The organism is Porphyromonas canoris (assembly GCF_000765975.1).
GTDB lineage: Bacteria > Bacteroidota > Bacteroidia > Bacteroidales > Porphyromonadaceae > Porphyromonas_A > Porphyromonas_A canoris.
This window is the reverse complement of sequence record NZ_JQZX01000021.1, coordinates 39835-55005: the sequence shown is the minus strand read 5'-3', so window position 1 is coordinate 55005 and position 15171 is coordinate 39835. Positions and strand designations below refer to the sequence as shown.

Annotated in this window: 12 protein-coding genes; 6 read left to right on the top strand and 6 right to left on the bottom strand. The window is 45.5% G+C overall.

Going from position 1 to position 15171, the window contains the following annotated elements:
- Position 1: 1 nt before the first annotated feature.
- Positions 2 to 1813 carry a Na/Pi cotransporter family protein gene (locus tag HQ29_RS09705; protein WP_036869545.1) on the bottom strand — a complete coding sequence of 604 codons (1812 nt, stop codon included), beginning with the start codon at positions 1811 to 1813 and terminating at the stop codon, positions 2 to 4.
- Positions 1814 to 1911: 98 nt separating this feature from the next.
- Between HQ29_RS09705 and HQ29_RS09700 the strand changes: the two genes are divergently transcribed.
- Complete coding sequence (locus HQ29_RS09700) at positions 1912 to 3594, top strand: nucleoside kinase (RefSeq protein ID WP_052090071.1); 1683 nt, start codon at positions 1912 to 1914, stop codon at positions 3592 to 3594.
- A 70-nt stretch (positions 3595 to 3664) separates the two neighbouring features.
- Here HQ29_RS09700 and HQ29_RS09695 read toward each other — a convergent pair whose 3' ends face one another.
- Positions 3665 to 4681, bottom strand: coding sequence for a lysylphosphatidylglycerol synthase transmembrane domain-containing protein (locus tag HQ29_RS09695; RefSeq protein ID WP_036869544.1), 1017 nt, complete (start codon positions 4679 to 4681; stop codon positions 3665 to 3667).
- 74 nt (positions 4682 to 4755) lie between these two features.
- On the opposite strand from HQ29_RS09695, the gene rsmA reads away from it, so the two are divergent.
- Both rsmA and mgtE read left to right on the top strand, forming a co-directional pair.
- Positions 4756 to 5583 (top strand): 16S rRNA (adenine(1518)-N(6)/adenine(1519)-N(6))-dimethyltransferase RsmA, encoded by an 828-nt coding sequence (gene rsmA / locus HQ29_RS09690; protein WP_036790924.1) that lies wholly within the window; start codon positions 4756 to 4758, stop codon positions 5581 to 5583.
- Entirely contained in the window at positions 5580 to 6941 is a 1362-nt protein-coding gene (gene mgtE, locus HQ29_RS09685; protein ID WP_036869543.1) for a magnesium transporter, read from the top strand. Before rsmA ends, mgtE begins: the two co-directional genes overlap by 4 nt.
- Positions 6942 to 7630: 689 nt before the next feature.
- Here the strand turns inward: mgtE and HQ29_RS09675 are convergent.
- The 3 genes from HQ29_RS09675 to gldE are packed head-to-tail and all read right to left on the bottom strand — an operon-like array spanning position 7631 to position 9990.
- A complete protein-coding gene (locus HQ29_RS09675; protein ID WP_036848391.1) occupies positions 7631 to 8011 on the bottom strand; it encodes a VOC family protein in 381 nt (126 codons plus the stop codon).
- Positions 8012 to 8033: 22 nt separating this feature from the next.
- Positions 8034 to 8681, bottom strand: coding sequence for a 4'-phosphopantetheinyl transferase family protein (locus HQ29_RS10035; protein WP_052090070.1), 648 nt, complete (start codon positions 8679 to 8681; stop codon positions 8034 to 8036).
- Positions 8671 to 9990, bottom strand: coding sequence for a gliding motility-associated protein GldE (gene gldE, locus HQ29_RS09665; RefSeq protein ID WP_036792590.1), 1320 nt, complete (start codon positions 9988 to 9990; stop codon positions 8671 to 8673). The genes HQ29_RS10035 and gldE overlap by 11 nt, the downstream gene beginning before the upstream one ends.
- A gap of 113 nt (positions 9991 to 10103) precedes the next feature.
- Here gldE and HQ29_RS09660 point away from each other — a divergent pair, with 113 nt between their 5' ends.
- The 3 genes from HQ29_RS09660 to HQ29_RS09650 all read left to right on the top strand — a co-directional run bounded on the left by HQ29_RS09660 (position 10104) and on the right by HQ29_RS09650 (position 14080).
- A complete protein-coding gene (locus HQ29_RS09660) occupies positions 10104 to 10652 on the top strand; it encodes a nuclear receptor-binding factor 2 (RefSeq protein WP_235318050.1) in 549 nt (182 codons plus the stop codon).
- A 69-nt stretch (positions 10653 to 10721) separates the two neighbouring features.
- Entirely contained in the window at positions 10722 to 13142 is a 2421-nt protein-coding gene (locus tag HQ29_RS09655) for a DUF3160 domain-containing protein (RefSeq protein WP_036869541.1), read from the top strand.
- A complete protein-coding gene (locus HQ29_RS09650) occupies positions 13136 to 14080 on the top strand; it encodes a CapA family protein (protein WP_036869539.1) in 945 nt (314 codons plus the stop codon). The genes HQ29_RS09655 and HQ29_RS09650 overlap by 7 nt, the downstream gene beginning before the upstream one ends.
- 634 nt (positions 14081 to 14714) lie before the next feature.
- On the opposite strand, the gene HQ29_RS10475 is transcribed toward HQ29_RS09650, so the two are convergent.
- Positions 14715 to 15056: a hypothetical protein gene (locus tag HQ29_RS10475; protein WP_036848401.1), complete on the bottom strand. Its 342-nt coding sequence runs from the start codon at positions 15054 to 15056 to the stop codon at positions 14715 to 14717.
- Between the last annotated feature and the right edge of the window lie 115 nt (positions 15057 to 15171).

Sequence of the window (15171 nt, the reverse complement as noted above, 5' to 3'; positions counted from 1 at the left end):
ATTAAAATCTCTTTTCTACCACTGCTTGTACTACATTAAGAATATAGTCGCCCAAACGTTCTCCTTCGTTAATGATGTCGTGGTAGTAAACCCCCTCCTGATAAGTATATTCTTTAGAGTTTATCTCATCAAGACTACTGATCTGAACATCATTGCGGAAGTTATTGATGGCATTCTCTATATTGTATGACTCCAATGCATCATCCGGTTGGACTTCCGACTTCGATAGTATGAAGTTCATCCGCTGAAGAGCCTTGGCGTTCAGATCCAAAAGATGCAAGATATTCTTTTGCATCTGAGGCGTGGAATTGGCTTTATGATCTTCTCTCCGCTTAATGTTCTTGGCAAGATTGTAGCAAGAGTCGCCGATACTTTCTATCTCTGTTACGGCACGTATGATGTTGCGAATATGTTCCTTACCTTCGGCACTCAATCGACCTTCACTTACTTTTGAGAGATAGTTTGCGATCTCCAGTTCCATACGGTCGCAGATGTTTTCATACTTCTCAACACGATTGTAGGTCTCTGCAAATTTCTCTTCATCTTCCTCTACAACAAGCTCTTTTACCATATCGAGCATACGTGATGTACGCTCTCCAAATACTGCCATCTCTTTCTGAGCCTGTGCAATGGAAAGCTCGGCCGTGGAAAGCATACCGAACGATATATATTTCAACTGGAACTCCTCGCCCTTGCTCTTCTGCTTTTTATCAGGAATAATCTTGCGACAGATGTAAACATAAACATTTACAAACCATATCATGATCAAGACGTTGAAAACATTAAACAGCGAGTGGAATAGAGATAGACCGAAAGAAACAGCCGTTATACCGGTATTCCGCATCTCAATATCTCGCAAAAGAGCCGGATCTGAAACCTGACTGACATCGGTCTCCAGTAGAGATGCCCGTTCCGGACCTAACTCTGCAAGGAAATCGAATAGCATTCTTGGATCGCCAGGTCCATAGTTGGAAATAATATGGACAACCAGCTTGATGAATGGCGTAAAGAATATAAGGGCAAAAAGAACCCCAAAGACATTGAACAGCAAGTGGGCTATGGCTGTACGACGTGCGGTAACATTGGCTCCGATCGCTGCGATGTTGGCAGTAATGGTTGTGCCTATATTTTCTCCCAAAACCATTGCAGTGGCAAGCTCGAAAGAGATCCAGCCTTTAGAACACATGATAAGTGTTATTGCAACAGTTGCACTGGAGGATTGAACCACCACGGTAAGGATGGTTCCGATAAACATAAACAGGATTGTCGATCCGAATCCACCGGAAGCATAATCCTTTAGAAACTCCAATGCCTGAGGGTGATTCTTGAGATCGGGTACACTGTCTTTGAGATACTGCAAGCCAATAAACAGGAAAGCAAAACCTATGATAAACTCTCCCCAAGACTTCCTATTACTCTTTCCCGAAAAGATAAAAGGGATACTGAGAGCAACGATGGGTACTGCATAAGTGGCAATATCTATCTTAAAGCCAAAGAGAGAAATGACCCACGCCGTAACGGTAGTACCGATATTTGCCCCCATGATAACGGAGATTGCCTGCCCCAATGTAACAAGCCCGGCATTGGCAAACGATACAACCATAAGGGTTGTAGCACTGGAAGACTGCACTAAAATAGTTATGAGCAAACCGGTAAAGATTCCAAAGACCCGGTTACTCGTCATGGCAGAAAGGAAATTGCGCAACCTGTCTCCGGCTATCTTTTGCAATCCTTCACTCATTACCTTCATCCCATAAAGGAATATACCCAAAGATCCTATGAGTTGAAGTATTTGAAAAAAACCAAAATTCATGTTTATGTAGCTTAGAATATTAGAAGCAGAAGTAGTAAATAAGTTTTTCGCTATCTTTACCTTTGTACAAAATAAATCAAAAAAAACCGAGTATAGAAATGAATAGCAGATTAAACATCGTTTTATCTCAAAAAAATAGAAGTATATCAGTTCCGAAGGGGATTACTCCTCTCGAAATTTTCAACCAATATATGGAGCCGATGAGTGCTCCGATAATGAATGCCCAGATAAACCATAAGACCGTTTCTTTAGCAGAACCTCTTTACGAAGAGTGTAACATCAGCTTTGTGGACTACACTCAAGAGTCCGGGATGAGAACCTATCTCCGAACATTTATTGCGTTATTGAGTAGAGCAGCGGTAAACCTTTCGGACTTAAGAGATCCGAGAATAGACTTCGAGCATGCCATATCCAACGGATATTATTGTGCTTGGGGATCAAGAGAGAATACACCTACTGCTTCTGAAGTTAAGGCACTAAGCCAAGAAATGAGATCTCTGATAAAGCAGGCTCTCCCTATAAATATCATCTCCATGCCTACGGATTCTGCCATAGAGTATCTCGAACAACGTGGAGAAGCATCAACGGCAGAGATGATACGGACACTTGGTCGATGCTACACGCCTTTAGTGGAAATAGAAGGTCATAGAGACTATATCTTCGGAAACGTTTTACCGAATACAAGTATGCTTTGGGATTTTATCTTAGAGCCTTTTCAGGATGGGATATTGATCCGTCTGCCTAAAAGATCCAATCACAAAGAGATCAACGAAAAGACCAACCAACCAAAACTTCTCGAAACATTCAAGAATCACATCGAACTTCTTCGGACTCTGGATGTCGAAGAAGCCGGACCGATGAACTGCCTCCTTAGAGATAAAGACACAGCAGCAGAGCTTGTACAAGTATCAGAAGCAATGCAAGAGAAGCAGATTGCCGATATTGCACAGGAGATCTCATCACTTCATGCAGAAAGAGGAGTAAGGATTGTTCTCATTGCCGGTCCATCCTCTTCGGGTAAGACAACAACATCAAAACGTCTGAGGACCCAGCTTATCACCAATCTTCTGCGCCCATTCACTCTTTCGTTGGACGACTTCTTTGTCAATAGAGAAGAGACTCCTCTGAACGAAGACGGCACATACGACTTCGAGAGTATCTATGCCTTGGATTTGCCATACCTGAATGAGACACTTACCAAGATCGTTGCAGGAGAAGAGGTAGAGCTTCCCACTTTCGACTTCACCACCGGTTCGAGAGTGTTCAAAGGCAATAAGCTGAAACTGGGAAAAGAGCATATCCTGATCATCGAAGGTATTCACGCTCTCAATCCGGAGCTGACATCCCAAATCCCTCAAGAGAAGATTTACAGAATATATGTATCGGCACTTACCAGCATCACCCTGGATCGTCTCAACTTTCTATCTACTTCGGACAACAGACTGATAAGGAGAATCATTCGGGACTCAAAGTATCGTAACCACAGCGCAGTACATACACTTGCCATGTGGAACAGCGTAAGAAGAGGAGAAGAGAAGTGGATATTCCCCTTCCAGGAGAATGCAGATGTTATGTTCAACAGTGCCATGCTGTACGAGTTGGCAGCTCTTCGCCCCATTGCAGAGCCTATACTTCGAGCCGTCAAACAGATCGAGCCGGAGTATGCCGAGGCACAGAGATTGCTGCATCTGCTTTCGCACTTCGAGCCGATAGGGTTGCGTTCTCTGCCTCCAACCTCTCTGCTAAGAGAGTTTATCGGGGGAAGCAGCTTCAAGTACTAAGTTCACTCTACCATAAAAAAGGGACTACATCATCCGGATGCAGTCCCTTTTTCTATCCCTATAACAGATTTCAAATCTCCTTCTCACGCATCTTTCGGCTCTTGTTGGCAGAATAGAGAGGCAGGAGGAATATTGCCACAAGTCCGCAAATGGTTATCCACAGCGTCTGTATGGTGTGCACAATGAGGGCAAACTGCTCCGCGCTCTCCCGTGCAACGGCAAAAGAGGTCAAGGTAACTATAACCATAAAGTGCCATGCTCCTATACCAGCCTGAACGGGAGCCGCCACAGCAATGCTGCTCATCGTAAATGTGAGCAGACCTATCCCCGGTCCGAGCTCTCGTGTGAACGGGAAAGCATAAAACGTTGTATAGAAAAAGCAGAAATATCCTACCCATATCAAAAGCGTGTACAGCAGGAAGAGCCATTTCTTATCCAGATCTTTGATGCTCAATATCCCTTTCCAAACATTCAGGGCAAACTCCTTGATCTTTTTCACAAAAGCGGACTCTCTGGTAAAGTAGTAGAGCACCCCGCAAAGGAGGATAAAAGCCAACAGTCCGACATACAGCCATACGGATGAAAGGAGAGCCAGGATACCGCTTGAACCTGACGGGGAAGAAGAGAAAAATCCGGAGAAGAAATCCAAATTGTATCCCAGCATCAACACCACGAGCAGACCTACCACCACAACATCCGAAACCCTGTCGACAAGAAGTGTACCCAAGAGTTTGGAGAATCCTATACCCGAATATTGAGACATCGCTCCGCACCTCCACACTTCACCCATACGGGGAAAAGCCATATTCACGGCATAGTTACCTAACGTTGTGAATATCGAATGAGCCATGCGGGGAGCCTCGTTTGTTGCCCGAATAAGCAAGTTCCACCTCATGCCCCGAAAGATATTGGCAGCAAGTCCGAATAGCAGAGAGAAAGCAAGCACAGCATAGTCTATATCTTCTCTCAATGTCTTCAAGAGTTCTTGCTTTTCGAGATCGCGGTAGAGCAACCAAAAAATAAAAATTCCAAGAAAGAGCGGAAGCAACACCTTCAGACTCTTTTTGAAAGCCGGTCTTATAGTCATATCTCTTTTTATATAGCCGCATAAGCGGCTTTTTTGTAATTTTGTCCTATTACTGCGCAAAGATACCAAATAAGATGAAGAGCGTAAGAGCAAAAAAATATTTGGGACAACACTTCCTTCGAGACGAAGATATCGCCTACCGCATAGCCGAGACGATGTCCGGCAGTCCGCTTCCCATTTTGGAAGTAGGACCCGGTATGGGAGTGCTTACGAAGTATCTCCTCCGGATGGGAAGGCAGGTAAAAGTCGCAGAAATAGATACAGAGTCCGTCTCTTACCTCAAAACGCACTATCCTTCGCTGGAAGGAGACATCATCGAAGGCGATTTCTTGCAGATGGATCTCTCCCTCATTTTCGACGGAGAGTCGTTTGCCGTCATCGGCAACTACCCCTACAACATATCCTCACAGATCTTCTTCAAGATTTTAGAGCATAAAGAGTACATCCCGCTATGTAGCGGCATGCTCCAAAAAGAGGTGGCAGAGCGGTTGGCATCCCCTCCCGGATCGAAAGATTACGGTATTCTGAGTGTCTTCCTGCAAGCGTGGTACGATGTCGAGTATCTTTTCACCGTCGGACGCGAAGTGTTTCTACCACCTCCGAAAGTGCAGAGCGGCGTAATCATCTTACGCCGCAACGGCAGGAAAGAGTTGGGATGCGACGAAAAGATGTTCCGCAGAGTGGTCAAGACGGCATTCAATCAACGCAGAAAGACGATGCGCAATTCTCTTCGTCCTCTTCTCGGAACAGACTATCCCGACTATGCAGATCCTGTTTTCAACAAACGCCCGGAGCAGCTCAGTGTAGAAGATTTCATAACTCTAACCCTCCGCCTCACACCTCACATTCTATCGCAACAGAGTGCAGAGACACAGGGTTCTAAAACTTGCTCAGACCTATGATAGACTTTCAAAAAAGCTTTATAGAGGAGCTAACAAAAGAGATAAACCAAGACAATAAGGCAGCCGTAAAAGAGCTTATAAAGGATCTTTACCCTGCCGACATTGCCGAGCTTTTCACGCTGCTCTCTTTGGACGAGACGCTGTACGTCTATCGGGTTCTGGAAGGAGAGGATGCGGCGGATGCGCTGATGGAGCTGGACGAGGACGAACGTGCTAAAATCCTCGACCGTCTTTCCAGTGAAGAGATCGCCACAACCTTTATCGACAACATGGATACCGACGATGCGGTGGATCTCATGCGTGAGCTGGACGAAGACCAAAAGGAAGACATCCTCTCTCACATCGCGGACGTAGAGCAGGCGGGCGAGATCATCGACCTCTTGAAGTACGATGAAGACACAGCCGGGGGCTTCATGTCCACCGAAATGATCGTGATAAATGAAAACTGGAGTATGCCCAAGTGCGTGGAAGAGATGCGTGCGCAGGCAGAAGAGCTGAATGAAATTTATTACATCTACGTGGTGGACGATCAGGAGAGACTGCGTGGAGTGCTGCCCATAAAGAAGGTAATCACCAACCCGTCCGTCGCCAAGGTGAAGCACGTGATGAAGAAAGATCCTATCTCCGTCCGGGACAATGAACCGATAGAAGAGGCCATCAACGTGATCGAAAAGTACGACTTGGTGGCTGTTCCCGTAGTAGACGAGATAGACAGACTCTTAGGGATCATCACCGTGGACGATGTCGTGGACAAGATGCGCGATATTCATGAAAAGGATTACCAACTTGCATCCGGTATCACGCAAGACATCGAGACAACGGACAACATCGTTCGCCAAACCGCTGCACGCCTGCCGTGGCTGCTGATAGGTATGGCAGGAGGGATAGGCAACTCCGTCATCCTCGGCGGTTATGAGCATATCTTTGCTTCCAATCCTACGCTACCGCTCTTCATTCCGCTTATCGGGGGAACGGGAGGAAACGTCGGGATACAATCTTCGGCAATCATCGTGCAAGGTCTTGCCAACAATACCATCAAGGAGGGATCGCTTTGGAGCCTTGTAACAAAGGAGATTGCCGTCTCATTGATCAACGCCAGCATCATCTCTTTGGTCGTATTTGTGTACAACTACTTCTATCTCAAAGATATGATCGTAATGGCATCGGTCTCCATTTCTCTCTTTTCCGTGGTCATGTTTGCGAGTATATTCGGGACATTTGTCCCTTTGATGCTGGAGAGATTCAAGCTCGACCCTGCAAGAGCAACGGGTCCGTTCATCACCATCAGTAACGACCTTATAGGTATGTTTATCTATATGTTGGTTACCTCCATGCTTACCTCCTATTTCCTTCCATAGAGGCAGCAGTTTGGAAGAGCAGTGGAGAGACTCTTTTTCACCTCTTTTTTGTTCCGATTTTGGTCAGAATTATGCCCCCTTCCGATGGGAGCTTTTATATAAAAACGCCTCTTGAGAAGTCTCTCTTGAGGCGTCTCTTTTTTCTGCCGTTTTATGATGAAACATTTCATTAAAAGGAATAATCATCTGACAATAAAGCAGATAATGAAAATCTTAAATTTGGCATCGGCTCTCTCTTTGTGCGGTTTCATGCCCCAAATTCGCGTTAATAAAAATCAAAATCGGAGCACTCGTCTGTAAACATATCCTAATGCAGATTTTCTCCTTTTTATGTCTCCAAAAGCACAAAAACGGCTAAATCTCTAATAATCAACAGATAGAACAAAAATTCTAAACACGTTAATTGAATCCGGTAAACGTATTAAATGAAATCGGTAAATACGTTTATTGATTTCGGTTAATACTTTAAGCCGACAAAATATACTGCTTTATCGTTTTGAATGAACAGGTATCGAAAATGGTGTTAACAAACCGGGGCGAATTTAACAGTCCGGTCGTGCTCCGGAAATGACCCCTCCGACCAAAATAGAGAACAAGAAAAAAGTGAGCATTTTTCGGGATGGAATATATAAAAAAAGCCCTCCGAAAAGGGCTTCTTAAAGGTGCGGGAAAAAGGCTTACACAAGAGGTCAGCCTCTCTTAAGAGGAAGGATTTCTATCCAGTATCCGTCGGGGTCGGAAATGAAGTAGAGACCCATGGATTCGTTTTCGTAGCAGACGCAGTCCATCTGACGGTGATACTCTCTTGCTTCATCGTAGTCTCCCGGAACTCTTACGCAGAGATGAAACTCGTTATCACCCAGATTATAGGGTCTGTCCCAATCTCTTAACCATGTCAGCTCAAGCGTAAATCCGGTCTTGCCATCCCCAAGATAAACAAGGATGAAAGAGCCGTCGGATGCCTCTTTTCTACGTACTTCTTTCAGGCCGAGAGCCTGTTCATAAAACTTCAGACTGCGCTCCAAGTCTGTTACGTTATAGTTAAAATGGTCGAACTGTGCAGAAATCATGTGATAAATATTTGGTATTAGTTTATACTGTGATTGAAGATATTGTCTCGAATGGTACTTGAACGATGCCGGGCGATGCACTCTCAGGCTTATCCGCCCATACCAATACTCCGTTATCCAAAGGTATTGCCGTTGCTTCCACAGGCAGAGGAGGCTCCTCCGCAGAGGTATATGCAAAGAAGAGCAGCCGCAATGGTGCTGCGGAAAGGACTCTCTGCAATATGATTCTGCTCTTGAACTCCGTCAGCCCTCTATGGCTCACATACTTATAGACAGCCTCTTTTGCCGACCACAATATACCGAAAGAGAGCTCTTCTTTCTCGATAAAAGCGTACTCCTGCTCGTGGACAAACTTCTCCGCGAGCCGCTCCGCCCGTTCGGGATTATCCTCTATGTCTATCCCCGAAACCGGCCCTGTAAAAGAAACAGCAACGGCAACATGATGCAGCGAGTGCGACACAGAGATACGACACTCCGGCATCTCCGGGACAAAAGGACGCCCCGACTCCAAGTGAGCATAACGCTCCGTCAGTCCGGGAAAAGCATACCGCAGAAGCTGCTGAGCCGTCCGATGCCTGAACGCCTGCCATTCACGGCGTTCGCCTAAAGATTCATCCGGAATCTTTGTGATGAAAATGCGTCTCTCTTTCTCCTCCGGACTATTCCACATCAGGGTCTTGGAAGAATTTTACTTTGGATATACGTCTCCGTCCCATCTCCAATATCATGAAGTTGTACGGCGGTACGGAGATTGTCTCTCCCTTTACCGGAAAATCTCCTTTAGCCTCCAAGATGAGACCGCCTAAGGTATCGACCTCTTCTCCCTGCTCCAATATATCGGGGTCTGTAATCTTTGTTACCTTGAGAAAATCGGTAAGAGAGATTTTGGCATCAAAGATGATCGAACCGTCATTCAGTATTTTGTAAGGCTTGCTTTCCTCATCATACTCATCGGAAATCTCGCCCAAAACCTCCTCAAGAAGGTCTTCGAGCGTAACAAGACCGCATGTACCGCCAAACTCGTCCACGACAATAGCCATGTGCATCCGCTGACGGCGAAACTCCTCCAGGAGGTCGTCTATCTTCTTTGTCTCCGGTACAAAAAATGCTTCCCTTATGATCTTCTGCCATTCAAAGGTGGCAGGCTCGGAAAGATGAGGAAGCAGATCTTTGATATAGAGGATGCCGCGCACGTTGTCAATGCGTTCTTCGTACACCGGGATGCGGGAATATCCGTTCTCTTTCACGAATGAGAGAACCTCGTCATAAGGTGTATTGTAAGGAAGACTTACCATATCCATGCGAGGTGTCATAACATGAGAGACGGTGGTACTGTAAAATTTCACAATCTCGGTCAGTAGTCCCTTCTCCTCTTCAGCATCTGTGGTGAGCTGAATAGCCTTGTTCAGCTCTTCGGGACTCAGCTCATACTTCTTGTACCCAATGCCTTTGCCCACAATGGATCCGAGATAAACAAGAAATTTACTCAGCGGATAGAAGATCTTCTTAAAGACAGCCATTACGGGAGCAGAAGACCTTGCAATCTGCAACGCACGCTGTTGGCAGTATATCTTGGGCAGGATCTCTCCGAACAGCAGAAGCAAAAAAGTAAGACCTATGACTTGGAACAGAAATCCCATCATAGGTGCTGCGGAGAAGTCGAAAACACTCTGAAAGATATAAGTGGTGAGCATCACGATAGCCACATTGACAAGGTTATTGCCGATGAGGATAGTGCCCAAAAGATGTTCGGAGTCTCTCAGAAGGTGTTCCAGAGTATGATCATTGGTGTGTTTTTGCTCCTTTATCTCTTCCACTTCTTGAGGAGAGAGTGAGAAGAATGCCACTTCGGAGCCGGACATGAATGCCGAAAGAAAGAGTAGCAGAATACTTATAGCTATTGCAATGTATATGACCAAAGAGAGTGGCATTACCTCTATGGCCGAAAAAAGCGAGGATAAACTACCGTCAGGGTCCACGTAAACTTTTGTGATGTATTGGTTTGCTGCGCTAAGATACAAAAAAAGGGGTAACCCGAATTGAAAGCAGTAAAATATCTATATTTGTATCGAAACACCACACAACACATACAATGGGCAGAACTATCCATACAATGTTGCCTCTCTTGATGCTTCTTCTCGTTGCTTCATGCGGTCGGCAGGCAGACAGAGTAAGTTGGAGAGAGGGACGGGGACGCTCACAGGTCTACTTGGAAAGGATCACAGACTCCAACTACAAGCTTCACATGGTAAACTGTAGAGGCAATCGCTCCTCGTGGAATCTCCCTTATCCGGTTTACAGATTCGATTACGGCGATATTTGGGGCGATTCCACTCCGGAGATAGTAGTGGGTGTAGAAAAAAGTACAAGATTCGACCCTGTCGTGCGTAAGCGTCTATTCTTGTATCGCATTGCGGACAATCTTTATATCCGTCCCCTTTGGCTCGGCTCCCGAATGGGTGGTCCGCTGTACGATTTCCGTGTAGACAGGAGTTGTTCTCCTGCTCGTGTGCGAACGATAGAGCAGGAGCCTTCGGGCAATTATTTGGTTTCAGAATATCAGTGGAGGGGCTTCGGTCTCAAATTTGTTTCTTACATCGCGCGAGAGATAACGGAAGAGGAGGCAAAAAAGATCTTGTAAGAAAGAGTTTCTGCCCCATACCACCCAAACAACAAACGGCTTAAACATACATTTTCAAACTATAACCTCATGAAAAAATTAGCATCTGTCATCTGTCTGATACTTGTCATTGCCATCGGAGGATGTACTTCAAAAAAAGAAAATAGCGGTGAGACTCCGGCGGAAAAGAGTGTCCCATTTTTTGGGGATTCTATGCTGCCACGCTCATTAGACCTTAATCAAGAGATCGAAGCCTATACAATGGAGGAATTGTTGCTATTGCGAAACTATCCGTATGCTATTCACGGACTCTACTTCATGGATGCAAACATCAACGGATTCTTCTCCAACAACACGGACTGGTACACCAAACTGTACGAAGAGCTCTTTGAACAGTCCGAAGAGAACGGCACACACTTCCCGACAGAGTACAGCGACATCACGCTCTCACCCGAAGAAGCCGCTTTTGTAGCCAGAGTCGATAAGCGGATAGAGGAGCTTAAAAAAGAGCAATACATAGTCAAAGGGAATCTTCGTTTGGGCAAGACCGAAATGATCGTAAACGATCGGCAGTTTTACGAAGTGGATTCCCTGTTCATGAAGAACCTCGATGCTTTTAACTTTACCATCGCTTACGGCACGCACGAACAGCTATTCCACCTGTACGAACAGAACGACTATGAGAACATCCCAAGCTTTATCACCACCGATCTTTTCCTGCAAACCTTCCACATGTACTTCTCTTATGTGCTGAAGTCTCTGGAAAAAGAGATCTTCATACCTGCCATAACAGAAATCTCCGAAAGCATGTACAGAAATGCCACACGCATTTCAAAGGAGACGGGAGAAGAGAAAATAAAAGCACTGGCAGAATACACCGCAGCGTTCTACGCTATTCCGTACTATCTTCTAACGGGAGAAAAACTGCCGGTAGCGGAAAAATATGAAAATGCCGTAGCAGAAGAGATCAAAAATATACTCAAAGAGAAAAGCTCCATGTCGGCTTTTCTTGCCACAGGTGCGGATTTCCCATTCGATTTATTCAAACCAAGGGGCAATTATACTCGTTCGGAGCAGACCAAAGCCTATTTCCGTGCAATGATGTGGCTGCAAGTTGCCTACTTCTGCCTCGATGGCGATGAAGACTTTGAGAAAACACTCTTTCAAGCGATCCTTTTAAGAGGCAGCAAAACCAGAGAAGGCAAATCTATCGAAGCCCTCTATGACGGCATGTATAGCCAAACGGTATTCCTTGTAGGTGAGTCGGACAACCTCTCCGTCATGGATGTTGTCGGTATCATGCGTAAGAAAAACATCTCAAAAATGGGTGAAGCATTAAGTGCAGAGGGCATTGCCACAATCCGTAAAGAGATGAAATCTCTTGCATTACAGAAGAACAAGATTTCGCCGAAGATAGAACTTACTTGCCATGATAAGATCAACTTCATGCCTCAACGCTATCTCCCCGACAACGAGATCCTGCAAGAATTGGTGGATATAACCCCTGATAGCAAGAGAGCATTCCCTAAAGGCCTTGATGTTTTCGCTGCTAACGGCTTGACGCAAGCAGAGGATATTCTGAAAAACTTCTATAACGAAGATCTGAATTGGAGCGGCTACTCCGGCGAGCTGGATAAGCTTAAAGAGAAGTTCCGCACCTACAAACCGGCAGAGCCACCGCTATACAACAGATGGTTGGAATCGCTGTTTACAATGGTACGTATGGACAAAAATGTTCCGGACTTCATGAAGACCAAGGAGTGGGGATACAAGAACCTCAACACAGCATTGGCTTCATGGGCAGAGCTGAAGCACGATGCCATTCTCTATGGAGAGCAACCGGTTGCTGCCGAATGCGGTGGAGGCGGTCTTCCGGACCCTTACGTCAAAGGATATGTAGAGCCCAACCTTCCTTTCTGGGAGAAGATGAATGAGATCCTGGATGTAACGAAAGCGTTGCTTGAGAAGCACAACTGTCTTACCAAAGATTTAGAGTCGAAAACAGATCAGCTTCAAGGACACATCCTGTTCCTCATAGATGTAACCAAGAAAGAGCTTGCAGGAGAAAACCTGACAGAAAACGACCACCTGATGATAGGGGTTTTGGGAAGCTACATAGAGGACTATACCCTGTCGATATTGGATCCGGGAACGTTTTTTAGTTCTTGGACCTATGTAAAAGGTCCCGATCGCTCCGTTGCGGTTGTGGCAGACATCTATACTCGCAATGTACTGGAATGTAACAAACAAGGTGTATTGCACGTGGGTACAGGCTATGTCAATCCTATCTATGTCGTAGTGGAGATAGACGGATTCCTTTATCTCACACGCGGTGCCACCTTCAGCTACTATGAGTTTGTGCGTCCGCTCAACGAACGACTCACTGATGAAGAGTGGCAAAAACTACTTGAAGAGGAGAAAGCTCCAGGCATACCGGATTGGATGAAGCCTCTCGTGGTGGGCAAAGCTCCTAAATCTGACGACAGAGAACAGTACAGCTCCGGATGCTGACAAGAGCCATCCTGAACATAGTATGCCTGCTACTCTCCGCCTCTATGGCAATAGCAGCCCAAACATCCGGAGAGGAGACTCTCTCCATACTCTTTACGGGCGATGTCCTGCTGGATAGAGGCGTAAGGAAAGAGATAGAAAGAAGAGGGATCGATGAGCTTTTCTCATCGGTCTCTCCTCTGTTTTATAAGGCGGATGCCACGGTGATCAATCTGGAATGCCCCTTAACCACTCTTCGCACACCGATAAACAAGCGGTTCATCTTCCGAGGAGAGCCGGAGTGGGCAAAGGCTCTGGCAAAAGCAGGTATCACGCACGCCGCAATGGCGAATAACCACACCAACGATCAGGGAATCGGAGGCATTCGAGACACTTACAGGCATCTCAAAGCATCGGGCATAGCTCCGCTCGGCTACGGATACACGGATGCCGAACGCTCCACCCCTGTTATCATCGGTAAAGGAGAGGTAAAAGTGGCACTCTTCAATACGGTACTCATCCCGTTGGAAGGCTGGTTCCCTCTGCCCCAAAAGGCGGGAATATGCCAGCATAGTGCTCCCAAGCTCTCCGAAACGATACGGAAGTACAAACGCAGAAACCCGAAAACCTATGTCGCAGTAGTGGTACATTGGGGGACAGAGTACCGGACACGTCCCTCCGTAAAGCAGGTAAGGGATGCTCAAACCCTTTTACAAGCAGGAGCGGATATCATTGTGGGGCACCATCCGCACGTGCTCCAACCGATCCGCAGAAGCGGAGAGAAGTATATCTGTTACAGCTTGGGTAACTTCGTTTTTGACCAGAAAGGCGAGCAGGAATCGACCTCACTTATTGTGAGATTCGACTTTTCTCCCAACGGCATAGCCTGCCACTCCTATGGCGTGAAGATTATAGACTGCAAACCTACCCTTACAAGCCCTACCCCCTCTGCTCGCTAAACTTTTTCTTTCTCTCTTTTCCGCTCATATTTTTCTCTTACCGGAGTGATTGGTGAGAGTCATTGGTGAAATTTTTAGGTAGTTTTTATACAAAAACGGAAGCCGTCAAAGGAGGTGAAATTTCCCCTCTGTTTTCTCCTCTCTTCAGGTCATCACGAGGCACAAAAGCCGTATTCCATTCATATCCAACAGAATATAAAAGAGCCCAATTCTCAAACTTTTTTCCCCTCGGACGAATTCATGGGCATAATTTTGGTTAATAAACAGCCATTTTAGAGCTACCGTCTGTTAATAAAGATCAATGTTAAAATCGCCCCGAAAAGGGGCAAAATCAGGGAAAATCAGTAAAACCCTGACAATCAATCCTTTTCGATAAAAATCTAAATACGTTTATCGAATCCGGTAAACGTGTTTAATGAAATCGGTAAACGTGTTCACTGAAAAATTAAACACGTTAAGCCGACAAAATATGCTCGTTTAGCGTTTTTGCTTAACAGGTATCGAAATTAGTGTTAATAGGACAACCTCGATTTAACACAATTCTCGGCTCTCAAAACAGAGGTGAGAATCAAAATAGAGAGAGCCGGAAAGGGGGAATTTTCGGCGGGATGAAATATATAAAAATCGCCGGTCGTTACTCCTTTTTCTTAGCCCCTTCCACCTCCATATAGAAGAGGTACATTCCGTCTAAAAGAGTAAAAAGAATCGCCATCATCTGGAGAGTGATCTGATCGGTAAGGAACATCGTAACGACAGAAAAGAGAAACAGCAGATAGAAAAGCGGTATCTTGAACAGACTCTTGATTTTACACTTCCACACAGGCCATAGCATCGAAACAGCGACAATAAGGGAAAGATAGAGCAAAATCGTGATAGCAAACTGCGGCATACGCATCATAATGACAAGAAAAAAAGCTGCCGCAAGAAGGGCAAATACCACGATATATCTGTAAAGAGCTTTCTTGTGAAAATCCATAGGAGAATATTGTTCCCGTTTCGGGGCTGAAGATGATGGGCAAAAGCAACCGAAAAAGGAGATAAAACAACACTTTTTCAGGACTCTAAGTTAGTGATTATTTTTTCATCAATAG